The sequence below is a fragment of the Azospirillum sp. OGB3 genome (assembly GCF_014192915.1).
Lineage (GTDB): Bacteria > Pseudomonadota > Alphaproteobacteria > Azospirillales > Azospirillaceae > Azospirillum.
Genome location: NZ_JACHYN010000003.1, coordinates 65,833 through 87,221 on the forward strand (window position 1 = coordinate 65,833; position 21,389 = coordinate 87,221).

General features: G+C 70.0%; 25 protein-coding genes. 7 read left to right on the forward strand and 18 right to left on the reverse strand.

Going from position 1 to position 21,389, the window contains the following annotated elements:
* Positions 1 to 18: 18 nt before the first annotated feature.
* Positions 19 to 1,818, forward strand: a complete 1,800-nt coding sequence (edd, locus tag FHW79_RS07730; RefSeq protein WP_183178824.1) for a phosphogluconate dehydratase — start codon at positions 19 to 21, stop codon at positions 1,816 to 1,818.
* Positions 1,819 to 1,857: 39 nt separating this feature from the next.
* On the opposite strand, the gene FHW79_RS07735 is transcribed toward edd, so the two are convergent.
* Genes FHW79_RS07735 through FHW79_RS07765 form a run of 7 tightly spaced genes read right to left on the reverse strand, consistent with a single transcriptional unit; the run spans position 1,858 to position 7,705 of the window.
* On the reverse strand, positions 1,858 to 2,610 hold the full coding sequence (locus FHW79_RS07735) for a fumarylacetoacetate hydrolase family protein (protein ID WP_247884228.1): 753 nt from the start codon (positions 2,608 to 2,610) through the stop codon (positions 1,858 to 1,860).
* A 39-nt stretch (positions 2,611 to 2,649) separates the two neighbouring features.
* Entirely contained in the window at positions 2,650 to 3,702 is a 1,053-nt protein-coding gene (locus FHW79_RS07740; RefSeq protein WP_183178381.1) for a LacI family DNA-binding transcriptional regulator, read from the reverse strand.
* Positions 3,703 to 3,714: 12 nt separating this feature from the next.
* A complete protein-coding gene (locus FHW79_RS07745; RefSeq protein WP_183178382.1) occupies positions 3,715 to 4,653 on the reverse strand; it encodes a 2-hydroxyacid dehydrogenase in 939 nt (312 codons plus the stop codon).
* A 26-nt stretch (positions 4,654 to 4,679) separates the two neighbouring features.
* Positions 4,680 to 5,468, reverse strand: coding sequence for an amino acid ABC transporter ATP-binding protein (locus FHW79_RS07750; protein WP_183178383.1), 789 nt, complete (start codon positions 5,466 to 5,468; stop codon positions 4,680 to 4,682).
* A 57-nt stretch (positions 5,469 to 5,525) separates the two neighbouring features.
* Positions 5,526 to 6,326 (reverse strand): transporter substrate-binding domain-containing protein, encoded by an 801-nt coding sequence (locus FHW79_RS07755; RefSeq protein WP_183178384.1) that lies wholly within the window; start codon positions 6,324 to 6,326, stop codon positions 5,526 to 5,528.
* 36 nt (positions 6,327 to 6,362) lie between these two features.
* Positions 6,363 to 7,016 carry an amino acid ABC transporter permease gene (locus FHW79_RS07760; protein WP_014197338.1) on the reverse strand — a complete coding sequence of 218 codons (654 nt, stop codon included), beginning with the start codon at positions 7,014 to 7,016 and terminating at the stop codon, positions 6,363 to 6,365.
* A gap of 14 nt (positions 7,017 to 7,030) precedes the next feature.
* Positions 7,031 to 7,705, reverse strand: coding sequence for an amino acid ABC transporter permease (locus FHW79_RS07765; protein ID WP_183178385.1), 675 nt, complete (start codon positions 7,703 to 7,705; stop codon positions 7,031 to 7,033).
* A gap of 386 nt (positions 7,706 to 8,091) precedes the next feature.
* On the opposite strand from FHW79_RS07765, the gene glp reads away from it, so the two are divergent.
* Positions 8,092 to 9,342 (forward strand): gephyrin-like molybdotransferase Glp, encoded by a 1,251-nt coding sequence (gene glp / locus FHW79_RS07770; RefSeq protein ID WP_183178386.1) that lies wholly within the window; start codon positions 8,092 to 8,094, stop codon positions 9,340 to 9,342.
* Between the two features lie 63 nt (positions 9,343 to 9,405).
* Here glp and FHW79_RS07775 read toward each other — a convergent pair whose 3' ends face one another.
* The 3 genes from FHW79_RS07775 to FHW79_RS07785 are packed head-to-tail and all read right to left on the reverse strand — an operon-like array spanning position 9,406 to position 11,251.
* On the reverse strand, positions 9,406 to 9,732 hold the full coding sequence (locus FHW79_RS07775) for a DUF1244 domain-containing protein (RefSeq protein WP_014197334.1): 327 nt from the start codon (positions 9,730 to 9,732) through the stop codon (positions 9,406 to 9,408).
* An 11-nt stretch (positions 9,733 to 9,743) separates the two neighbouring features.
* Positions 9,744 to 10,982 carry a DUF2478 domain-containing protein gene (locus FHW79_RS07780; RefSeq protein ID WP_183178387.1) on the reverse strand — a complete coding sequence of 413 codons (1,239 nt, stop codon included), beginning with the start codon at positions 10,980 to 10,982 and terminating at the stop codon, positions 9,744 to 9,746.
* A 32-nt stretch (positions 10,983 to 11,014) separates the two neighbouring features.
* Complete coding sequence (locus FHW79_RS07785) at positions 11,015 to 11,251, reverse strand: sulfurtransferase TusA family protein (RefSeq protein WP_183178388.1); 237 nt, start codon at positions 11,249 to 11,251, stop codon at positions 11,015 to 11,017.
* Between the two features lie 172 nt (positions 11,252 to 11,423).
* On the opposite strand from FHW79_RS07785, the gene FHW79_RS07790 reads away from it, so the two are divergent.
* Positions 11,424 to 12,473 carry an SDR family oxidoreductase gene (locus tag FHW79_RS07790; RefSeq protein ID WP_183178389.1) on the forward strand — a complete coding sequence of 350 codons (1,050 nt, stop codon included), beginning with the start codon at positions 11,424 to 11,426 and terminating at the stop codon, positions 12,471 to 12,473.
* On the opposite strand, the gene FHW79_RS07795 is transcribed toward FHW79_RS07790, so the two are convergent.
* Positions 12,454 to 13,203 carry a sulfite exporter TauE/SafE family protein gene (locus FHW79_RS07795; RefSeq protein ID WP_183178390.1) on the reverse strand — a complete coding sequence of 250 codons (750 nt, stop codon included), beginning with the start codon at positions 13,201 to 13,203 and terminating at the stop codon, positions 12,454 to 12,456. The genes FHW79_RS07790 and FHW79_RS07795 overlap by 20 nt on opposite strands.
* Positions 13,204 to 13,356: 153 nt before the next feature.
* Here FHW79_RS07795 and FHW79_RS07800 point away from each other — a divergent pair, with 153 nt between their 5' ends.
* The gene (locus FHW79_RS07800) at positions 13,357 to 13,761 is read left to right on the forward strand and encodes a four-helix bundle copper-binding protein (protein ID WP_183178391.1); all 405 of its coding nucleotides are present in this window, start codon (positions 13,357 to 13,359) and stop codon (positions 13,759 to 13,761) included.
* 13 nt (positions 13,762 to 13,774) lie between these two features.
* On the opposite strand, the gene FHW79_RS07805 is transcribed toward FHW79_RS07800, so the two are convergent.
* A complete protein-coding gene (locus FHW79_RS07805) occupies positions 13,775 to 14,665 on the reverse strand; it encodes a hypothetical protein (RefSeq protein ID WP_183178392.1) in 891 nt (296 codons plus the stop codon).
* A gap of 139 nt (positions 14,666 to 14,804) precedes the next feature.
* Here FHW79_RS07805 and dcd point away from each other — a divergent pair, with 139 nt between their 5' ends.
* Positions 14,805 to 15,389 (forward strand): dCTP deaminase, encoded by a 585-nt coding sequence (gene dcd, locus FHW79_RS07810; RefSeq protein ID WP_014197327.1) that lies wholly within the window; start codon positions 14,805 to 14,807, stop codon positions 15,387 to 15,389.
* 83 nt (positions 15,390 to 15,472) lie between these two features.
* On the opposite strand, the gene FHW79_RS07815 is transcribed toward dcd, so the two are convergent.
* The 3 genes from FHW79_RS07815 to gloB form a co-directional block, all read right to left on the reverse strand.
* Positions 15,473 to 15,901 carry a cupin domain-containing protein gene (locus FHW79_RS07815; RefSeq protein ID WP_183178393.1) on the reverse strand — a complete coding sequence of 143 codons (429 nt, stop codon included), beginning with the start codon at positions 15,899 to 15,901 and terminating at the stop codon, positions 15,473 to 15,475.
* A gap of 26 nt (positions 15,902 to 15,927) precedes the next feature.
* On the reverse strand, positions 15,928 to 16,533 hold the full coding sequence (locus tag FHW79_RS07820) for a glutathione S-transferase N-terminal domain-containing protein (protein ID WP_183178394.1): 606 nt from the start codon (positions 16,531 to 16,533) through the stop codon (positions 15,928 to 15,930).
* Positions 16,534 to 16,603: 70 nt separating this feature from the next.
* A complete protein-coding gene (gene gloB / locus FHW79_RS07825; protein ID WP_183178395.1) occupies positions 16,604 to 17,365 on the reverse strand; it encodes a hydroxyacylglutathione hydrolase in 762 nt (253 codons plus the stop codon).
* A 54-nt stretch (positions 17,366 to 17,419) separates the two neighbouring features.
* Between gloB and FHW79_RS07830 the strand changes: the two genes are divergently transcribed.
* On the forward strand, positions 17,420 to 18,202 hold the full coding sequence (locus FHW79_RS07830; RefSeq protein ID WP_014198390.1) for a methyltransferase domain-containing protein: 783 nt from the start codon (positions 17,420 to 17,422) through the stop codon (positions 18,200 to 18,202).
* Between the two features lie 61 nt (positions 18,203 to 18,263).
* Positions 18,264 to 18,827 carry an alpha/beta hydrolase gene (locus FHW79_RS07835; RefSeq protein ID WP_183178396.1) on the forward strand — a complete coding sequence of 188 codons (564 nt, stop codon included), beginning with the start codon at positions 18,264 to 18,266 and terminating at the stop codon, positions 18,825 to 18,827.
* 4 nt (positions 18,828 to 18,831) lie between these two features.
* Here FHW79_RS07835 and FHW79_RS07840 read toward each other — a convergent pair whose 3' ends face one another.
* The 3 genes from FHW79_RS07840 to FHW79_RS07850 all read right to left on the reverse strand — a co-directional run bounded on the left by FHW79_RS07840 (position 18,832) and on the right by FHW79_RS07850 (position 21,332).
* Positions 18,832 to 19,401, reverse strand: coding sequence for a PRC-barrel domain-containing protein (locus tag FHW79_RS07840; RefSeq protein ID WP_183178397.1), 570 nt, complete (start codon positions 19,399 to 19,401; stop codon positions 18,832 to 18,834).
* 97 nt (positions 19,402 to 19,498) lie between these two features.
* A complete protein-coding gene (gene metW, locus FHW79_RS07845) occupies positions 19,499 to 20,149 on the reverse strand; it encodes a methionine biosynthesis protein MetW (RefSeq protein WP_183178398.1) in 651 nt (216 codons plus the stop codon).
* A 10-nt stretch (positions 20,150 to 20,159) separates the two neighbouring features.
* Entirely contained in the window at positions 20,160 to 21,332 is a 1,173-nt protein-coding gene (locus FHW79_RS07850) for a homoserine O-acetyltransferase (protein WP_183178399.1), read from the reverse strand.
* Positions 21,333 to 21,389 lie beyond the last annotated feature (57 nt).

The window sequence follows — 21,389 nt, forward strand, 5'->3', positions numbered from 1 at the left end:
TGGAAGGACCGCGCCATGATGAGTCTTCATCCCGTCCTCGACGCCGTCACCCGCCGCATCCGGGAGCGCAGCCGGCCCACCCGCGCCGTCTATCTGGAGCGGCTGCGGGCCGCCGCGGCGCAGGGGCCGCGCCGTCTGGCGCTGGGCTGCGCCAACCGGGCGCACGGCTTCGCCGGCTGCACCGCGGCGGAGGACAAGGCGGCGCTGCGCGGCGGTTCCACCCCGGCCATCGGCATCGTCACCTCCTACAACGACATGCTGTCCGCCCATCAGCCCTACGGCGACTACCCGGAGCGGCTCAAGGCGGCGGTGCGGGCGGCGGGCGGCGTGGCGCAGGTGGCGGGCGGCGTGCCGGCGATGTGCGACGGCGTCACCCAGGGCGAGCCGGGGATGGAACTGTCGCTGTTCTCGCGCGAGGTCATCGCCATGGGAACGGCGGTCGCCCTGTCGCACGGCACCTTCGACGGCGTGCTGTGCCTCGGCGTCTGCGATAAGATCGTTCCGGGGCTGCTGATCGGCGCGCTATCCTTCGGCCATCTGCCCACCGTCTTCGTGCCCGCCGGGCCGATGCCCTCCGGCCTGCCAAACAAGGAGAAGGGCCGCATCCGCCAGCAATACGCGGAAGGCAAGCTGGACAAGGACGCCCTGCTGGAGGCGGAGGCCGCGTCCTACCACGCACCGGGAACCTGCACCTTCTACGGCACCGCCAACTCGAACCAGATGCTGGTCGAAATGATGGGGCTGCACTTGCCGGGGGCGAGCTTCGCCAACCCCGGCACGGTATTGCGCGACGCGCTGACCGACGCGGCGGCGCGGCGGGTCGTGTCCCTGCACACGCCCATCGGGGAGATCGTGGACGAGCGCGCCATCGTCAACGCGGTGGTCGGGCTGCTGGCGACCGGCGGCTCGACCAACCACACGCTGCATCTGCCGGCCATCGCGGCGGCGGCGGGGATCAGCCTGACCTGGGAGGATTTCGCCGAACTGTCGGCGGTGGTGCCGCTGCTCGCCCGCGTCTACCCGAATGGCAGCGCCGACGTGAACCATTTCGAGGCGGCGGGCGGCATGGCCTTCCTGATCGGGGAACTGGCCGACGCCGGGCTTCTGCACGGCGACGCCGCCACCGTGTGGGAGGACGGCGGCATCGCCGCCTACCGCCGCCCGCTGCGGCTGGAGGGCGGTGATCTGGTGCGCGGCGCGGCGGTCCGGGAGAGCGCCGACCCCGCCGTGCTGGCTCCGGTGTCGTCGCCCATGGCGGCGGAGGGCGGGCTGCGCGTCCTGACCGGCCCGCTGGGGCGCGCGGTGGTGAAGGTCTCCGCCGTGAAACCCGACCACCGCGTGATCGAGGCGCCGGCCCGCGTCTTCACCGACCAGGAATCGGTGCAGGTGGCGTTCCGCAAGGGTGAGCTGCACCGCGACGTGGTGGTGGTGGTGCGGTTCCAGGGGCCGAAGGCCAACGGCATGCCGGAACTGCACAAGCTGACGCCGCCGCTGGGCGTGCTTCAGGATTTGGGCTACCGGGTGGCGCTGGTCACGGACGGGCGGATGTCGGGTGCGTCGGGCAAGGTCCCGGCGGCGATCCACGTGACGCCGGAAGCCGCGGCGGGCGGTCCGCTGGGGCGGGTGCGGGACGGCGACGTTCTGCGGCTGGACGCCGAGCGCGGCAGGCTGGAGGTGCTGGTGGACGACTCGGAGTGGCACGCTCGCCCGTTGGCGGACGCGCCGTCCGATGCCGGTGTCGGCTGCGGGCGGGAGCTGTTCGGTGTGTTCCGCCGGGCGGTCGGCAGCGCCGAGGCCGGGGCGTCGGTGTTCGGGTGAGGGGCGATCCCCTCGCCCCGAAGGGCGAGGGGAGGCCGATCACTTCACCGTCAGCTCGTAGGTGCCCATCGTCCCGTACACGGCGACCGACGTGCTGCCCGCCGGGACCATGACGGTGCCGACGTGCGAGCCGGTGGTCACCACGTCGCCGGCCTTCAGGCCGCCCAGGCTGACCGCGCCGGTGTTGGCCATCCACACCAGAAGCCGCACCGGCTCGCCCGCCGAGTTGCCGGCCACCGTATCGGCCTTCGTCTCGCCGTCGACGACCAGGGCCACCCGCTCCTTCAGCGGCTCCAGCGAGCACCAGTCGGGGATGGCCGGGCCGACGACCAGGGCGCCGTGGTTGAACTGGTCGGCCATGTGGCTGAGCCCGTCCTGCGAGCCGAAGCCGGCGAAGCGCGTGTCGACGATCTCGAAGGCCGGGTGGACGGACCCGACGGCGTCGAGAACCTCCTCGCGGCTGTAGGGCTCGGCGCGGGGCGGCAGATCCTTGGCGAATGTGTAGGCGATCTCCGCCTCCATGCCGATGACCTGATAGTCCGCGGCGGGAAGCACCGTGGTGTCGAAGAACAGCGTGTCGGCGTGGATGGGGGCGCGGAACGGCTCGGTGTCCGGCGTGCGGGCGCCGACCTTCCAGGCGACCACCGGGCCGAGGCGGCGGGCCACGGCGTCCTGGATGGCGTAGGCCTCGGCCTCGCTGGTCGGGCGGGTGGGCAGGGCGGACAGCCAGTCGCGGCTCTTGCGCGCCAGGATCAGGGCATCGACGGAATCGCGGAATGCGGACTCGTTCATCTCTTCGGACATCGTCTTCGGGCCTTCGCTTTTCTTCGGTTATTGGTGCTTGTCGGGTTGGACTCTCATGGCGCCGCAGGACTCGCGGATGACCAGCCGGGCGGGCAGGATCACGCGCTCCGGAGCCCCCTGCGGGTCGGCGATGCGGCGCAGCAGCAGGCGGGCGGCCTCCTGCCCGATCTGGCGGGCGGAGGTGGCGACGGTGGTCAGGGCGGGGCGGCTTATCGCCGCTTCCGTCAGGTCGTCGAAACCGGTCACGGCGATGTCCCGTCCTGCCCGCAGACCACGGGCCTCCAGCCCCAGCATCACGCCGAACGCGACGAGGTCGTTGTAACAAAGCATCGCGGTGGGCGGGTCGGCAAGATCCATCAGCGGCCCCACCGCGTCCAGTCCGTCGCGGCGGGTGGCTGGGCAGCGTACGACGAGGTCCGGGGTCAGGCCGTGGCGGCGCAGCGCCGCGGCAAAGCCGACGCGGCGCCCGGCGAAGGCGGAGTGGGACAGGTTGCCGCCGACGAAGGCGATGCGGCGATGGCCGATCCGCAGCAGATGCTCGGTCACCATCTCCATGCCGAATTCGTAATCCACGCCGGCGTAATCGCCTTCGCGGGCGGAGATGAAGCGCAGCGCCTGGACGACGGGAAGCTGCCACTGGCGCAGCCGGTCCAGCAGGGCCGGCGACGTGCCGGCGGCGGGGCAGATGATCACCCCGTCCACATTCTGCTCGCGCATGCGCTGGAGATAGCGGTCCTGCCGCTCCCCCGACTCCGCGGTGTTGGCGAGGAAGGCGACGACCCCCTGCTCACCCAGGACGTCGTCCACCCCGGCGGTCAGCTCGCCGTAGAAGGAGTTGTTGATCTCGCAGACGAGCAGCCCGACCGTGTCGGTGCGGGCGGCGCGCAGGGTCGCGGCGCCGCGGTTGTAGACGTAGCCCAAAGCTTCGATGGCGGCCTGCACGCGCTCCCGCGTCTCGGCGGCGACCAGCGGGCTGCCGCGCAGGACGAGCGAGACGGTGGACCGCGACACCCCGGCGTGGTGCGCCACCTCCGTCAGGGTGATGCGGGCCGGTCCGCCGCGCTCGTCGAGGATGGTCATTCACGCCGCCATTCAGACGACGGCGGTCGGCAGCGGCTGGCCGGCGAAGAAGGCGGACAGGTTCGCCAGAACCAGATTGCCCATGGCCATCCGCGTCTCGATGGTGGCGCTCGCCTGATGGGGCTGGAGCACGACGTTGTCCAGGCCGAACAGGGCCTCCGGCGCGTGCGGCTCGTTGGCGAAGACGTCCAGAGCGGCCCCGCCGAGACGCCCGTCGGTCAGGGCGGCGACCAGCTCCGGCTCGTCCACCACGGCGCCGCGGGCGACGTTGACCAGCAGCCCCTCCGGCCCCAGGGCCTCGATCACCGCGCGGTTGACCATGTTGCGGGCGTCCGGGCCGGCCGAGGCGGCGACGATCAGGATATCGCTCTCCCGCGCCAGATCGACCGGGGAGGCGACGAAGCGGTAAGGCACGTCGCTGCGCGGCTTGCGGTTGGTGTAGGCGATGTCCATGCCGAAGCCGGCGGCGCGCTGGGCGATGGCCATCCCGATGCGGCCCAGCCCCAGGATGCCCAGCCGCTTGCCGGTGACCTTGCGGGCCAGCGGCAGCCCGCCGCCCGGCCAGCGCCCGGCGCGCACGAAGCGGTCGCCGACCATCATGCGGCGCGACCCGGCGATCATCAGCCCGATGGCGAGATCGGCCACGTCGTCGGTCAGCACGTCCGGCGTGTTGGTGACGCGGACGCCGCGGCCGGCCGCGTGCTTCAGGTCCACCGCGTCGGTGCCGACGCCGTTGATCGCGACGATCCCCAGGTTCGCGCAGGCGTCCATGATCGCGTTGCTGACGCCCGTGCCGCCGCCGGTGACGACGGCGCGGACACGCGGCCCCACCTCCGCCACCAGCCGGTCGCGGTCGGGCGCCCCGGCGAGGCGGTGGACGGTGTAGCCCGCGTCCAGCGCCGCCTCGATGTCCGGCATCATGGATTCGACGAGGAGGATCTCCGGCTTCATCAAACGCTGTCCTTAATGGGGAAGATTCAGTGGGTGAGAATCTGTCCGAGGAAGTTGCGGGTCCGCTCGGACTTCGGGTTCGTGAAGAACTCGGCCGGGGTGGCCTGCTCGACGATCTCGCCGCGGTCCATGAAGATGACGCGGTCGGCGACCGACTTGGCGAAGCCCATCTCGTGCGTGACGCAGAGCATGGTCATGCCGTCCTCGGCCAGCCCGATCATGGTGTCGAGGACTTCCTTGACCATCTCGGGGTCGAGCGCGGAGGTCGGCTCGTCGAACAGCATGACCTTGGGGTTCATACACAGCGACCGCGCGATGGCGACGCGCTGCTGCTGGCCGCCGGAAAGCTGGCCGGGATACTTGTCCGCCTGCTCCGGGATGCGCACGCGGGCCAGATACTTCATGGCAATGTCGCGCGCCTCCTGCTTGGAGGTGCCGCGCACCCGCATGGGCGCCAGCATGCAGTTCTCGACCACGGTCAGGTGCGGGAACAGGTTGAACTGCTGGAACACCATGCCGACGTCGCGCCGCACCTGATCGAGGTGGCGGTGGGCGGAATCGATCGTGACGCCGTTGACGGTGATCGTGCCCTTCTGGTGCTTCTCAAGCTGGTTGATGCAGCGGATCAGCGTGGACTTGCCGGAGCCCGAGGGGCCGCAGATGACGATCCGCTCGCCCTTGTGGACCTCCAGCTCGATGTCCTTCAGCACATGGAAGCTGTCGTACCATTTCTGGACGCCGGCCATCCGGATGACGACCTCGCCGCTGACCGGCCGCGGCGCGGGGACGTCCGTGGTATCGTAAGCCGAGGCCATGGGGGACTTCTCCTTTATCCAAACCCTCTCCCCAGAGGGGAGAGGGAATGTGGGACGTTACGACTTGGTCAGCGGGGGCAGGTCGGTGCCCAGCCACTTCTTGTGAACCTCGTTCAGCTCGCCGTTTGCCTTTGCGGTCTCGATGAACTCGTTGACCCACTTCAGCAGCGCGTCCTGGCCCTTGCGCATGGCGATGCCCTGGACCTGACGGTTCAGCACGAACTTCATCTCGTAGTTGGCCTGCGGGGCCAGCTTCTTGATCTCCTTGGTGACCACGTTGCTGAGGCCCAGCGCGTCCACCTGACCGGACAGCATGGCCTGCACGGCGCTGGCGTCGTCGTCGAAGCGCATGATGCGCGCGTCCTTCGGAGCGACGGCGGTCAGGGCGTTGTCCTGGGTGCTGGCGCGGGCGACGCCGACGCGCTTGCCGGACAGCTCCGCGGCTTCCTTGATCTTGGTGTTGGCCGGGGCGACCAGACCGATCTCGATGGCGGCGTAGGGCTCGGAGAACTGCACCTGCTCGGCGCGGGCCGGGGTGATCCCCAGCGAGGCGACCAGCAGGTCGACCTTGTTGGTCAGCAGGTAGGGGATGCGGTTCGGGCCGGTGACCGGAACGATTTCCACCGGGACGCCCATGTGCTTGCCCAGCAGCTGGGCGACGTCGGCGTCGTAGCCGTCCGGCTTGCCGTCGGCGGTGGTGATGCCGAAGGGCGGGAAGTCCACCAGCATGCCGATGGTCAGCTTGCCCTTGGACTTGATCTCGTCGACGGTCTGGGCGGCGGCGGGAGCGGCCAGGGCGACGGCGGCGGCCATCATGGCGCCGGCGACGGCGAGGCGGCGGGTGATCGACAGGCTCATGGGTGGTTTCCTCACGGTTCTTATGAAAAGGATGTCTTAGCGGGTGGCGAGGGCGTAGCGCCGCTCCAGGCGGGCGCTGAGCAGCGACAGCGGCCAGCACATCAGGAAGTAGAGCACCGCCACGATCCCGAACACCAGGAAGGGCTGGAAGGTGGCGTTGTTGACGATCTGCCCGGCGCGGGTCAGCTCGGTGAAGCCGATGATGGCGGCCAGCGATGTGCTCTTGATGAGCTGCACGAGGAAGCCAACGGTCGGCGGCACGGCGACCTTCACCGCCTGCGGCAGGATCACGTAGCGCATCAGCCCCGGATAGCGCAGGCCGAGCGCCGAGGCGGCCTCCCACTGGCCGCGCGGCACCGCCTGGATGCAGCCGCGCCAGATCTCGCCGAGGAAGGCGCTGGCGTTCAGCGTCAGGCCCAGCGCCGCGGCGGCCCAGGGGTTGAGGTCCAGCCCCATCACCGTGGCGCCGAAGAACACCAGGAACAGCTGCATCAGCAGCGGCGTGCCCTGGAACAGCTGGATGTAGCCGGTGGCGGCCAGACGCACCGCCTTGATGTCGGACGTGCGGGCCAGCGCGATGACCAGCCCGACCGTGGCCCCGCCGATGAAGGCGATGGCCGACAGCGCCAGCGTCCATTGCACGGCGCTGAGGAGGAAGAGGAATTCGTTGTAACTGAAGGCGCGGATCATGGTTCGGCCCTCCCTCAGCGCCGGTCGGTGTCGTAGGCGAAGGCCAGCTTGTAGATGCCGGCGAACAGCGCGGAGAACATCATCGCCAGCATCAGATAGATGCCGGTGACCACGATGTAGATCTCGAAGCTGCGGAAGGTCTGCGACTGGATGTTGTTGGCGACCGAGGTCAGTTCGTCCGCGGAGATCGCCGAGACCACGCTGGAACTGAGCATCAGCAGGATGAACTGGCTGGTCAGCGCCGGGTAGACGGTGCGCAGCGCCGGCTTGATGACGATGTAGCGGAAGACCTGCAACGGCTTCAGCCCCAGCGCCAGTCCGGCCTCGATCTGGCCCTTTTGGATCGATTCGATGCCGGCCCGGATGATCTCCGTCGCGTAGGCGCCGACGTTGACCACCATGGCGATCAGCGCGGCGAGGTCGGGCGACAGGCGGACGCCCATGGTCGGCAGGCCGAAAAAGATCAGGAAGATCTGCACCAGGAAAGGCGTGTTGCGCACCACCTCGATGTAGGCGTTGATGATCCAGCGGACGGGCTTCGGCCCGGACGTCTTGCCGAGCGCGCAGAGGATCGCGACGATCAGGCCGAGAACCATGGCGCCGATCGACAATTGCACGGTCAGCCAAGCGCCCTGGAGCAGATAGTCCCAGGAATCGATGACCGCCTTGAAATCGAAGGTGTAGTTCACGGGCTTTTCCCTCCGCAACCAGACCGGGGCGCTGCGTGCGTCCGGTGAACGGTCCCTCAGGCGGGATTCTCGTTATTGGCCTCTCGTCGTCCGGCGCCCGTGGCGATGCCTCCGGCGCCGGATGTCGGGTGGAGCCTATTTGGATCGATCCAAATGCGCAAGGCAGAAAACACAGCGCTGCGAAATTTAATTCGTGCATCCAACAATCGCCGCGCGAATCCTTGCGCTCATGCTCCACCGCGATGGTGCGTCCACGAACGGACGCTTGCGCCGCGCCGCGTCTTGACGATGATCAAGGTGGAAGAGAACCGCGCACCGGACTATCCGGGGTGATATGACGCGGTGCCGCTCCCCGGGGGCGGCCCCCAAGGGAGAAGGATTGTCGCATGGACTGCTTCGCCGGCCCCGGCCCCGCCGCCCCTCTTCCGCTGGACGAGGCGCTGGCCCGCGTGCAGCGGACCTACGGCGCGGTGACGGCGCCCGAGGAGGTGCCGCTGCGCGCCGCGCTTGGCCGCATCCTGGCGGAACCGGTGACGGCGACGGTGAACGTGCCGCCGGTCGCCGTCTCGGCGATGGACGGCTGGGGATTCGGCACGGCGGACGGTGCCGAGACAGGCGAATTCCGGCGGCTGACCGTGGTGGGGCGTGTGCCGGCAGGCTCCGTCTTCCCCGGTACGGTCGGGCCGGGCGAGGCGGTGCGCATCTTCACGGGCGCGCCGGTGCCGGCGGGGGTGGACACCGTCGCCATGCAGGAGGATTGCCGGGCCGAGGATGGGGCGGTGCTGGTGCCCGCCACCCTCAAGCGCGGCGCCAACATCCGTGACGCCGGGGAGGACATGATGGCGGGGTCCGTCGTGCTGACCCCCGGCCTGCGGCTGCGCGCCCAGGAGATCGGCTTGGCCGCCGCGGTCGGGCGGTCGAGCCTGTCGGTGCGCAAGCGTCTGCGCGTCGTCCTGTTCTCCACCGGCGACGAGCTGCGCGAGCCGGGGACGGACAAGCCTGAGGGCACCATCTACGACGCCAACCGCTACACGCTGGCGGCCCAGCTCGACGCGCTGGGGGCGGACGTGCGCGATCTCGGCATCCTGCCGGACAAGCCGGACGTGACCCGCGCCGCCCTGGCCGACGCCGCGGCGAACGCCGACCTCGTCGTCACCTCCGGCGGCGCGTCGGTGGGGGAGGAGGACCATGTGAAGCGGGTGGTCGGCGAACTGGGCTCCGTCGATCTGTGGAAGCTCGCCCTGAAGCCGGGCAAGCCGCTGGCGCTCGGGCGCATCGGGACCACCCCGTTTCTCGGCCTGCCGGGGAACCCGGTCTCGGCCATGGTGACCTTCATGCTGGTGGGGCGTCCACTGGTGCTGCGCCTGTCGGGGGCGGAGAGCGCGCCGGCCCCGCGCTGCCTTGTCGTCGCCGGCTTCGAGTTCAAGAAGAAGCCGGGGCGCCGCGAGTTCCTGCGCGCCCGTCTGGCGACCGGGGCGGACGGCCGCCCGGTCGCCCACAAGTTTCCCAGCGACAGCTCCGGCGTCCTGACCTCGATGGTCGAGGCCGACGGGCTGGTGGACATGCCGGCGGACGCCACCATGATCCATGACGGGGACATGGTGGAGTTCCTGCCCTTCACCGGCCTGTTCGCCTGAGCGTCAAGCTTGGCCGGGCGGGGCGTCGGGGTGGGACGACGCGCCCGCCCCGTGGGCCAGCCCTTACTTCTTCGGCATGTGGCCGCTGATCTCGGCGTGCAGGGGCTTGGTGTCCTCGAAGGTCTTCTGCTGCTCGGGGGTGGCTTCCTTCTGGTGCTTCGCCTTCCATTCCGAATAGGGCATGCCGTAGACGGCGATGCGGGCCTCCTCGTCGGTCAGCGGCACGTTCCGCTCCTTGGCGGCGGCGGCGTACCATTTGGACAGGCAGTTGCGGCAGAAGCCGGCCAGATTCATCAGGTCGATGTTCTGCACGTCGGTGCGCTTCTGAAGATGCGCGACCAGACCGCGGAACGCGGCGGCCTCCAGCTCGGTGCGGGTCTTCTCGTCCATTCCTATCCCTCTCACTTTTGTTCGTTGTGCAGCGTGACGAAGCGGCCATGGCGGTGGAAGCTCTGGGACGAGCCCCCGGCCAGGATCGCCTCGGCCACGGCGTCGCGATTATCCACCACAAAGCCGGCCAGCGTGGCGATGCCGTAGCGGAACAGCCGCGGGGTCAGCGGCGTCCCCGGCCCGACCAGGGCGACGCGGGTTCCCTCGGCGACCGACAGCAGGCGGGGCAGGGTGCGGTTGGTCAGGGTGGAGGCGGTGATCGCCGCGCCCTCCGCCCCCGGCAGCAGCCATTCCCCGGCGGCCTCCGGATACTCCCCGTCGCTGGGGTTCAGCTCGACCACATGGGCATTGGGCAGGCGCTTGGCAATCTGCGGGAAGGCCCCGAAGACGACCACGCGCCCCTCCATCCCGGTGAACAGATCCAGCCCGTTGGCGGCGGAGCCGGTCAGGTCGGGGCGATTGTAATGGGCGTTCAGCGCGGCCATGCCGACCGCGGCCTCCTGCGGGTCCCAGGAGCGCGCGGCGCGGGCGGCCAGCCCGGCGAGGCCGACGCCGGCCCAGCGCGCCGGGTCGGGCGGCGGCGCCGATTGCGGGCGGGCGGCCAGCCCGATGCCGGGACCCCTGGCGCCGTCCGTCTCCACCATGATCCATTTGGCGCCGATGGTGATGGCGCGGACCTCGGCGTCCTCCACCCCGTGCAGCAGGTCGTCGTAGAGCCGGTGCGCCCCCCACCAGCGCCACAGCGCGTCCTCGTGCGGCGAGATCAGGGAAGTGAAACCGCCGGTGAAGCTCTGCCACTCGTTGAGGAAGCGGCTGCCGACGCTGGTCAGCACCGGAATGCCCTCGGCGATGCCGGCCAGCAGCTCGTCCGCCAGCCCCTTGCCATGCGCCTCAAGACCCGCGAACTTGTTGACCACCAGCAGGTCGGCGCGCTCCGCGATGGCGCGGCGCAGCGCCTGGCTGGCTTCGGCCACCCCCTGGGGATCGACGCGGCAGGACTGCGACTGGCGGCCCAGATGTTGGGAGATGTCGTAGGCCTGGCCGGTGGCGACGTCCACCAGCTCCATCAGGTCGGCGCAGTCGCCGGGCGCGCCCGTGTTGCGCTGGATCACCCCGCCGACGCGGAAGCCGCGCCGCCGCAGCTCCGTCACGAAGCGGTCGATCATCGCGTCCACGGCGGCGGAGCCGGGGCCATGGACCACCGCACCGGGACGCAGCGGGGGAGGGACCGCGGGGCGCAGGGTCGGCATGGGGCGGACTCCTTCAGGGATGGCGATGAGCGTCACGCGGCGGAGGCGCCGCGGCGGATGTGGTACACGAACACCTCCCCGCGCGTCTCGTTCGCCAGCAGGACATTGTCGGTCGTGTTGCAGAAATGCTTGAAGTCGATGATCGACGCCGGGTCGGTGGCGTAGACGATCACCTCCTCCCCCTCGGCCATCTTGTCCAGCAGGGCGCGCGTCCGCAGGATGGGCAGCGGGCAATGCAGCCCCTTCACGTCAAGTTCCTTGGCCGCCACAGACACACCCTCTTCTTCTGCATGGACACCGGACGCCGCGACTGTACCGGGTTCGCGCCTCCGTCTCCACCGTTCTGGACAAAGGGGCCTTCCGGAGGGCCGGGGCACCTTTGCCGGACTGGAATGTTAGCCAGGGAAACGGATTCGAACGAACAATGCGGGAGCAACGCTTATGGCCGGTCGGCATTTCGACAAGGTGGTGGTCATCACCGGGGCGTCCAGCGGGATCGGCCGGGCGACCGCGGTGGAGTTCGCGCGCCACGGCGCCGCGGTGGTCCTGGCGGCGCGGCGCCACGCCGCCCTGCACGAGGTTGCGGAGGACTGCATCGAGGCCGGGGGACGGGCGATGGTCGTCCCCACCGACGTGCGCGACCAGGAGCAGATGAACCGGCTGGCCGAGCGCGCCATCGAGGTGTTCGGCGGGATCGACGTCTGGGTGAACAACGCCGGGGTGATCGCCTTCGGACGTTTCGAGGAGACTCCGCAAGACGTGTTCGAGGAGGTGATGCGCACCAACTTCTTCGGCACCGCAAACGGCTGCCGCGCCGTGCTGCCGCATTTCCTGGAGCGCGGGGAGGGCACGGTCATCAACGTCGCCTCGCTGGCCTCGATCGTCGGGCAGCGCTATGCCGCCGCCTACGCCGCCAGCAAATTCGCGGTGCGCGGTTTCTCCGAAACGCTGCGGCAGGAGCTGGTGGAGGATCCCGGCATCCAGGTCTGTACCGTGCTGCCCGGCCCCATCGACACGCCGTTGTGGCAGCATGGCGCGAACTACACCGGTCGCGCCGTCAAGGCGATGACCCCGCTGCGCCCGCCGGAGGAGGTCGCCGATGCCATCCTGCGCTTGGCGGAGAACCCTCGCCCGGAGCTGTTCGTCGGCGCCGCGGGGCGCTCGGCCGCCCTGCCACACGCGGTGGCGCCGGCGCTGGCCGACCGCATGCTGGCCCACCGGATGGATCGGGACATGTTCGATAACCGACCGGCCCACGACACCTCCGGCGGCGTTTTGGAGGCCATGCCGGATTACCGGGAGGCGAGCGGCGGCTGGATGGAGCGGGCCGCAGCACAGGCTCCTCAAGGCCGGGTGGACGGACGCCGCGCCGTGTGCTGGACCAACGTCGCCCTGTTCCTGCTGCCCATCGGCCTGATGAGCCGTCTGCCCGCCCAGGTCTGGGAGCGGCGGGCGTGGGAGAATTCCAGGATCAGGCCGTCAGCATCTTGAGGCCGGACAAGGCGAGGATCGCCGCCAGCAGGTAGCGCAATGTGGCGGTCGGCAGGTGGCGGCTGCCCAGCCAGGCACCGACCGCTCCGCCCATCCCGGCGGCGGCCAGCCACCAGGGCAAGGCCGCGGGCAGGGTCGTCGCGGTGGTCCAGGTCCCGGCCAGCGCCGCCGCCGAGTTCAGCAGGTTGTAGGCGGCCGACACGGCGGCGGCGCGCCGCGTCTCGACCCAGCCCATCAGCAGGATCAGCGGCGCGAGGAAGATGCCGCCGCCGGTGCCGGTCATCCCCGACAGGAAGCCCACCGCGGCCCCGGCGGCAAGCGCCGGCAGGAAGGGCGGCATGGTTGCGGCCGCCCGTTCCGGCGTTCCGCGCGCCACCCAGGTCGAGCGCGCCAGTTCAAGCGCCGCCAGGAGGAGGATCGCCCCGACCAGCGGATAGTAGAGATACGGCGGCAGGTGCAGCGTGCCGCCGAGGAACGAAAAGGGCATCCCCAGCACGCCGAACGGGTAGAAGGCCCGCCACGTGAAAAGCCCGGCGCGGACGAAGCGGACGGTGCCGATGCTCGCCACCAGGAGGTTGAGGGCGAGCGCCGTCGGCTTCATCGTCGCCGGGTCGAGCCCGACGATGCCCATGACCGCCAGATAGCCGGAGGCTCCGGCCTGCCCGACCGCAGCGTACAGCGTGGCGACGGTCAGGATCAGCGCCGTCAGTCCGACCGTCTCGTTGAACACCCGCGTTTCCCCTCAAGTCGTACCGGTCGCTTGTAAACCGGGGCGCGTGGGCGGGGCCAGGGAAAGGGCGGAGAATTTCCGAACCATGGCGGCGTGGCGCTGTTGGCGGGGGAGGGCCCCGACGCCCAAACCCCCGTCCTTTGGAGGCTGCCCATGCACGCCCGCGAAATGATCAGCACGCACCCACAGGTCCGTGGAAACACCAACGACGCGCTCATCCGCTGCATCGAGGCCTGTTACGACTGCGCGCAGACCTGCACCACCTGCGCCGACGCCTGCCTGGGCGAGGAACAGGTGGCCGAGCTGGTCCAATGCATCCGTCTGAACATGGATTGCGCCGACGTCTGCACGGCGACCGGCTCCGTCGTCACCCGGCGCAGCGGCTCCAACGAGGCGGTGATCCGCGCCATGCTCGACGCCTGCGCCACCGCCTGCCGTCTGTGCGCCGAGGAGTGCGAGCGCCACGCCGGCATGCACCAGCATTGCCGCATCTGCGCCGAGGCCTGCCGGACCTGCGAGGACGCCTGCCGCAAGGCCCTGCAGACCCTGAGCCATTGAGAGAGGCCGAGGGTCAGCCGCCGTTGCCGAGGATCACCCTGTCCAGATAGTCGGCCAGCAGCGGGCCGTCCCCCAGCCCGAGCAGCAGCTTGGACGACACGTTGCCGTTCTCCGTCCGCAGGCCGGGAACCGCGGCGTGGCGTGCGAGGAAGCCATCCAGCGCGGCGTTCCAGACGGAGTCGGCGTTGCGGCAGAAGATCTTCGACAGCGAGAAATGCGGCACCTTGCGGAACGGACTGGAGAGGCGCTTTCCCTGGAACACCGCCGGCGGGTTGCCGAGGGTGCGGTAACGGGATTCCAGCGTCTTGCGGAAGCTCTGGAAGGTCGTCCCGCCGCTCTCCATGCCGATGGTGACGACCGGAATGCCGAGCAGGGCCACCGAGTCGGCGATCAGGCGGGCGTTCTCCTCCTGGTCGCGCCGGATGGCCTCGGCGAGCGCCGGATCGCCGCGCATCGCGTCATTCAGCCCCACCGTGCGCGGCGTGTGGAAGGAGCTTTTGTTCAGCACCATCACCTTGCGGCGGAAGGAGCCGGCGCCGAAGATGCCGTCGAAGAAGCTGTGCGCCATCGCCCCGGCACGCCCCTGGACGCAGAGATAGACGGAGTGTTCGTACTCCCGGCGCCCCGGGTTGTCGCCGACCAGGATGAGTTCAGGCAGCATCCCGCCGCCGGTGGCGTAGGCGGTGAGATCGCCGTTTTCGACGAACAGCGGCGACACGGAGTCCCGAAGGGCACGGACCCGCTCCCCGTGTTCGGCGACGCGGGTCCGGAACAGCGAAACCGCATCGGGGCGGGCGTCCACGGGCGGGACATCGCCCAGGATGACGGACAGATACCGCAACGCGGCCTCGTGGTCTGATGCCTCATGCTCCGTTGCCGCCGTGTCGATCGAGGATACCGCCATTCCCATTCCCCTTTGCAAAGCGGCCCCATCTAAGGGACTGGTGATTGTGTTGTCGAGAGGCGTCGATCCGGCTATAGAGTGCGCCAGGGAAGCGACCGGAGCCGCGCCGTTTGCGGGTTCGCCAGGAGGTTCGGAAGGAATGAAGCTGTCAGACGTCGATATTCGCCGATACCTCGCCGAAGGACGCATCGAGATCGACCCGTTGCCGGCGGAGAGCCAGATCGGCGCCATGTCGGTCGATCTCCAGCTCGGGAATGCCTTCCAGGTCTTCCCGCCGGGCAAGGCGGCCTTCGTCGACCTCGCCCCGCCCGAGGGGCATCCCAGCCAGGTTCCCGACAAGCTGATGGACCGCGTCGAGGTTCCCGTCGGCGAGCCGTTCTTCCTGCATCCTGGCGAACTGGTGCTCGGCATCACCGTGCAGCGCATCGGCCTGCCCAACGACATCGCCGGCCGTCTCGACGGCCGCAGCAGCCTCGCCCGCCTGGGCCTGATGGTGCACGCCACCGCGCACACCATCGATCCGGGCTGGAACGGCCGCATCACGCTGGAATTCTTCAACTGCGGACGGCTGCCGCTGGCGCTGCGCCCAGGCATGCGGATCTGCGCGCTCAGCTTTGAGACGCTGATGTCGCCGACTTCCAAGCCCTACGCCGCGCGCCCCGACGCCAAGTACCGCGACCAGCTCGACCCGCTGCCCAGCCGGATCAACCTGGAACAGCCCTGAGGGCTGGTCTCCGAAGACCGATGTTGAAAAGGCGCCCCGCTTCCGGGGCGCCTTTTTTCATGCGGCGTGAGGCGGGCGGATCCTCACCCGGGCTCCCACCCCTCCGGCGCCATCTCGAAACCGGCGAACTCGAAGGCGGGGGAGACGGTGCAGCCGACCAGAACCCAGCCCGCCACCGGCCGCGCCGCCTGCCACGCGTGCGCCGGAACGACCCCCTGCGGGCGCTGGCCGCCCGCGAGGTCCATCCCCAGCACCAGCCGCTCCACCGACCGCCCGTCGGCGGAGATGGACAGCTCCAGCGCTCCGCCGGCGTGCCAGTGCCACATCTCGACCGCGTCCACCCGGTGCCAGTGGGAGCGCTCGCCCGCCTGAAGCAGGTAATGGATGCCGGTCTTGACCCCGCGCCCGCCGCCCGGCGGGGCGTCCCGGAAGGTCTCCACATAGTGGCCGCCTTCCGGGTGGGGCTGCATGCCCAGCGTCGCGATGATGCGCTCGGGCGTCAGGGCCTCCATGGCGTTGCCCTCCCTTGCGCCGGCCGTCACGCCGGAGGCGGCGCGGTGCGGCGGAAGCTGTCGAGGTCGGAGGCCGAGGCGAACCACGCCGCCAGCTCCGGACGGCCCGCCCGCCAGTTCTCGTGCCCGAAGCGGAAGTCGAGGTAGCCGAGCGCCACCAGGATGGACAGCGTGCCGATGGTCAGCGTGCCATCGAGGGCCGGCGCCTCCGCCTCCAGCACGTCGAGCGCGCGGGCCACGGCGCGGCGCTGGCGGTCCGCCCAGGTTTCGGAGCGCTCGCCGTCCGGCCGCTGAAGCTCCAGGCGGCGCAGGATGGCGGCGTCGCAGATGCCGTCGGCCAGGGCCTGCTGGCGCAACGCCGTCCAGCGCGCCGGGCCGGCGGCCGGGAACAGGCGCGGGCCGTCGTGCAGCGAGTCCAGATACTCGGCGATCACCGGGCTGTCGTAGAGCGCCGAGCCGTCGTCCAGGATCAGGGCCGGCACCTTGCCCAGCGGGTTGTCCGCCGGCAGGTCGGTGTCGGGCGCCCAGGCGTTGGTCGCCTGCTTCTCGACCGTCGAGTCCAGCCCGCATTCGATGAGGACCATCGCGACCTTGCGGACGTAGGGCGAGGTCGGGCTCCAGCGCAGCTTCATGAAAATCTCTCCTCCCGTTTTGTGGGCGTCAGCGTAGCGCGACGGCACGCGGTCTTAAAAGCGCTCCGTCCTAAAAGCGGTCCTTGCGGCCCCGAATCTCGGCGAAGACCGCCACCGGGTCGGCCCCGGCCATGCCGAGGGAGGCCTGGACCTCCGGCGAGTCGGCGCGCAGGAAGGGGTTGGTGGCCTTCTCGACGCCCAGCGTGGAGGGGATGGTCGGCTCCCCGCGCTCGCGCTGCGCGGCGATCTCCGCCGCGCGGGCCTTCAGGGCGGCGTTGTCCGGCTCCACCGTCACGGCGAAGCGGGCGTTGGACAGGGTGTATTCATGGCCGCAATAGATTCGCGTGTCGTCCGGCAGGCCGCGCAGCTTGATCAGAGAGGCCCACATCTGGGCCGGCGTGCCCTCGAACAGCCGCCCACAGCCGAGCGCGAACAGCGTGTCGCCGCTGAACAGCGACTTGGCCTCGGGAAACCAGAAGGCGATGTGGCCGGAGGTGTGGCCGGGGACGAAAAACACGTGCGCGGTGTACGATCCGAACGAAATGGTCTCGCCTTCGCCCAGACACGTCTCCATATCGGGAATGCGGGCGACGTCGGCGCGCGGTCCGATCACGTCGGCGCCATAGCGCGCCTTCAGCGCGTGGTTGCCGCCGATGTGGTCGTTGTGGTGGTGGGTGTTGAAGATGTGCGTCAGCGTCCAGCCGCGGCGCTCCAGCTCCGCCAGCACGGGCTGTGCGTCGCCGGGGTCGACGACGCCCACGGCGCCGCTGGCCGGGTCGCGCAGGAGGTAGATGTAGTTGTCGTTGAACGCCGGAATCAGGTGGATGTCCATGGGCTTGGGCCCTCCCGCATGAATGGACGTTTGATCGAAACGTGATAGCCTGGGATGACCATGTACACCGATATCGTCGATCTTCGTGAATTCTACGAGTCCGGGCTTGGTCAGGCGGCGCGGCGGATGATCCGCCGGCGCATCCGCACGATCTGGCCCGACCTGCGCGGCCAGATCGTTCTGGGGGTCGGCTACACGACGCCGTATCTGCAACCCTTCCGCGACGAGGCGGAGCGGGTGTTCTCGATCATGCCGGCGACCCAGGGCGTGACCTTCTGGCCGCCGGGCGGGCCGGGGCTGGTGGCGCTGGGCGACGAGGCGGACCTGCCGCTGGCCGACATGTCGGTGGACCGTGTGCTGCTCGTCCACGGGCTGGAAGGGACGGAGCAGCTCCGCCCGATGATGCGGGAGATCTGGCGTGTGCTGGCCGGCGGCGGGCGGGTGCTGGTGGTGGTGCCGAACCGCCGCGGCCTGTGGGCGCGGGCCGACTGGACGCCCTTCGGCCATGGCTTTCCCTATTCGGCCTCGCAACTGAAGCAGGTGCTTCGCGACACCATGTTCGTGCCGGAGCGCACGGGGCACGCCCTGTTCCTGCCGCCGCTGCGCTCCCGCTTCCTGATGAAGACCGCCCCGGCCTGGGAGGAGGTCGGCTGCCGCTGGTTCAAGGCCTTCGCCGGGGTCACGATGATCGAGGCGTCGAAGCAGATCTTCGCCGGGGTGTCGCGCAAGACCCAGCAGCCGGCCAAGCGCCGCCTGATCGTGCCGCTTCCCGGCGGCGCGGCCCCGGCCCGCCGCCCGGCGGGGTCCGGCGCGTGGCGGGTGTCGGAGGAACCGTAAGCCTTGCTCCGGGGCCGTTGCGGTTTGTAACCTTCCGGTTCACCGCAGCGGATCGGACCCCATGGCGAAGGCGAGCGTTCTCATCGTCCCCGGACTCGGCAATTCCGGTCCGGACCACTGGCAAAGCTGGTTGCAGCGACGCCACCCATCCTTCACGCGGGTCGAGCAGGCCGACTGGGACGCGCCGGTCCTGGAGGATTGGGTGCGGTCGCTGGAGGAGGCTGTGACCGCCGCCGCCGCGCCGGTGGTTCTGGTCGCCCACAGCCTGGGCTGCATGGCGGTGGCCCATTGGGGCGTGCGCAACGGGTCGTCGGTCGGCAAGGTCGCCGCCGCCCTGCTGGTCGCCCCGCCCGACGTCGAGTCGGCGGAGCACACGCCGCCGGAAGTCCACGGCTTCGCCCCGGTGCCCAGCGATCCGCTGCCCTTTCGCACGGTGGTACTAGCCAGCCGCAACGACCCATACGCCACGATCGCGCGCTCCTGCGGCTTCGCGGTCGGGTGGGGCGCCGACTTCATCGACGGCGGCGACCTCGACCATATCAACACCGCCGCCGGATACGGTCCCTGGCCGGACGGCGAACGGCTCGTGCTCGATCTGCTGCGCGCGGTGGGCAGCGGCGCTTGAGCCGTCACTGCGGCTGGCCGGTCACCGTCTTCACGCCCTCGCCATAGGTAAATTCCGGCGCCCGCGCGAGTTCGGAAGCCGGGAGGTCCAGCGTCGGCGGCGTCGAGCCGTCGGCACCGGCCGCCGCGCCCGCGATGTCGGTGCGCAGCATGCTGACCGGCAGGGACCGCAGCTTGCCGTCCGCCCCGCTGCCCTCTGCGGGGGCCAGCACGATCCGCTCGATCGAGGCCGCGCTGCCGTCCAGCGTGAAGTCCTTGATGGAGCCCCCGGGCTGGCCGTCGCGGGTCCGCACCTCCTTGCCGATCAGGGTCCGCGCTTCCTCCGGGGTCAGCAGATGGGGAATCGCCGCGACCGAGGGGGCAGCGCGCTTCATCTCGTCGGAAGGCGCATCGCCGCCGAGCCCCTCCTGCGAGGCCGCGGGCGGGGTGGCCGGGGTGTCGTCCGGCCGCGGCGCCGTCATCAGCGGGGGGCGCGCGGCGTCCGGTGACGCCATCGGCGTTTGCGCCGACGCGGCGCCGGACAGCAGCAGGGCGGCGGCCGATGCGGCCAGGATGGAAGAGGGGACGAGGCGCATAGTGCGAAGCTCCCGCTGACGGTTGTTGAACGGACCTTGTCTGTTCAACAGCGCCAGCGGGGCAGGGGTTGCATCGCCGGCAAGCGGCGGGGGCCGGTCAGTCCCGGCGCAGCAGGAAGACGCCCTGCTCGCCCAGCAGGTTGGCCAGCCCGGAATGGGCGTGGCCGGTGACCCGGCCGGTGCGGTTGACGATCATGCAGCGCTCGATGCGGATGCCCATCTCCTCCGCCAGGACGACGAAGTCCTTGATGGTGCAGAAATGGATGTTGGGCGTTTCCCACCACTGGTAGCCCAGCTTCTCCGTCACCGGCATGCGCCCGGTCAGCAGGAGCTGCACCCGGATGCGCCAGTAGCCGAAGTTGGGGACCGACACGATGGCCCGGCGCCCGATGCGGGTCATCGTCTCCAGCACCGTCCGCGGCTCGCGCATCGCCTGGAGGGTCTGGCTGAGGATCACGTAATCGAAGGCGCCCGGCGGGTAGTCCTTCAGGTCGGTCTCGGCGTCGCCCTGGATGACCGACAGGCCCTGCGCCACGCACTGGTGCACGCCGTCCATCGACAGCTCGATCCCGCGCCCGTCCACCCCCTTTTGACGCGACAGGAAGGCGAGCAGGGCGCCGTCGCCGCAGCCGACGTCGAGCACGCGGCTGCCCGGTTCCACCATCTCCGCGATCAGCTTGAGGTCGGAGCGGATGCCGGTGCCGGAGGCGATGCTGGCGGAGGCTTGCTTGTCGTCGAGGGGGCTCATGGCCGGCATGTCATGGTCTGGAGGGTCGTGTCAGGCCGCGGTGCTCGGCGCAGCCGTCCAGGAAGCCGCGGATCACCTGATGGAATTCCGGCTCGTCGAGCAGGAAGGAGTCGTGGCCCTTGTCGGTGCGGATTTCCACGAAGCTGACGTTGGCGGCCACCGCGTTCAGCGCGTGCACGATGGCCCGCGATTCGGAGGTCGGGAACAGCCAGTCGCTGGAGAAGCTGGCCAGGCAGAAGCGCACCGGCGTGCCCTTGCCGTCCTTGCGGAAGGCGTTGGACAGGGTGCCGCCCCCGTAATCCGCGGCGAGGTCGAAATAGTCCATCGCCCGCGTGATGTAGAGGTAGGAGTTGGCGTCGAACCGCTCGACGAAGGTGATGCCCTGGTGGCGCAGATAGCTTTCCACCTGGAAATCGGCGTCGAAGCCGTAGGTGACGGTCTGGCGGTTCTGCAGGTTGCGCCCGAACTTGCGGTGCAGCGCCGGTTCCGACAGGTAGGTGATGTGCGCGGCCATGCGGGCCACCGCCAGCCCGCGGTGGGGGCGGGTGCCTTCCAGCAGGTAATTGCCGCCGGCCCAGTCCGGGTCGGCCATGATCGCCTGCCGGCCGACCTCGTGGAAGGCGATGTTCTGCGCCGAGTGGCGGGCCGCCGTGGCGATCGGCACCGCGGCGAAGACCGACTCCGGATAGGCGACGGCCCATTGCAGCACCTGCATGCCGCCCATCGAGCCGCCGATCACGCAGAAAAGCTGGTCGATCCCGAGATGCTCCACCAGCAGCTTCTGCGCGCGCACCATGTCGCCGATGGTGATGACGGGGAAGCCGAGGCCGTAGGGCTTGCCGGTCGCCGGGTCGGTCTCCTTCGGGCCGGTGGAGCCCATGCAGCCGCCGATGACGTTGGAGCAGATGACGAAATAGCGGTCGGTGTCGACCGGCTTGCCGGGTCCGACCAGCATCTCCCACCAGCCGGGCTTGCCGGTCACCGGATGCTGGTCGAGCACGTAATGGTCGCCGGTCAGGGCGTGGCAGATCAGGACGGCGTTCGACCGGTCGGCGTTCAGCGCGCCATAGGTCTGGTAGGCGACGTCGAAGGGACCCAGCTCCGCTCCGCTGTCCAGCCGCATGGGCCGGTCCACCCCGAGCGTGACCCGGTGGCCGGGCATCGTCGCGGGCTCGGCAGGCATGGCTGCAGACACGGCGGCGGCGGGGTTCGGCGCGGACATGACGGGTCGGGAGCCTCC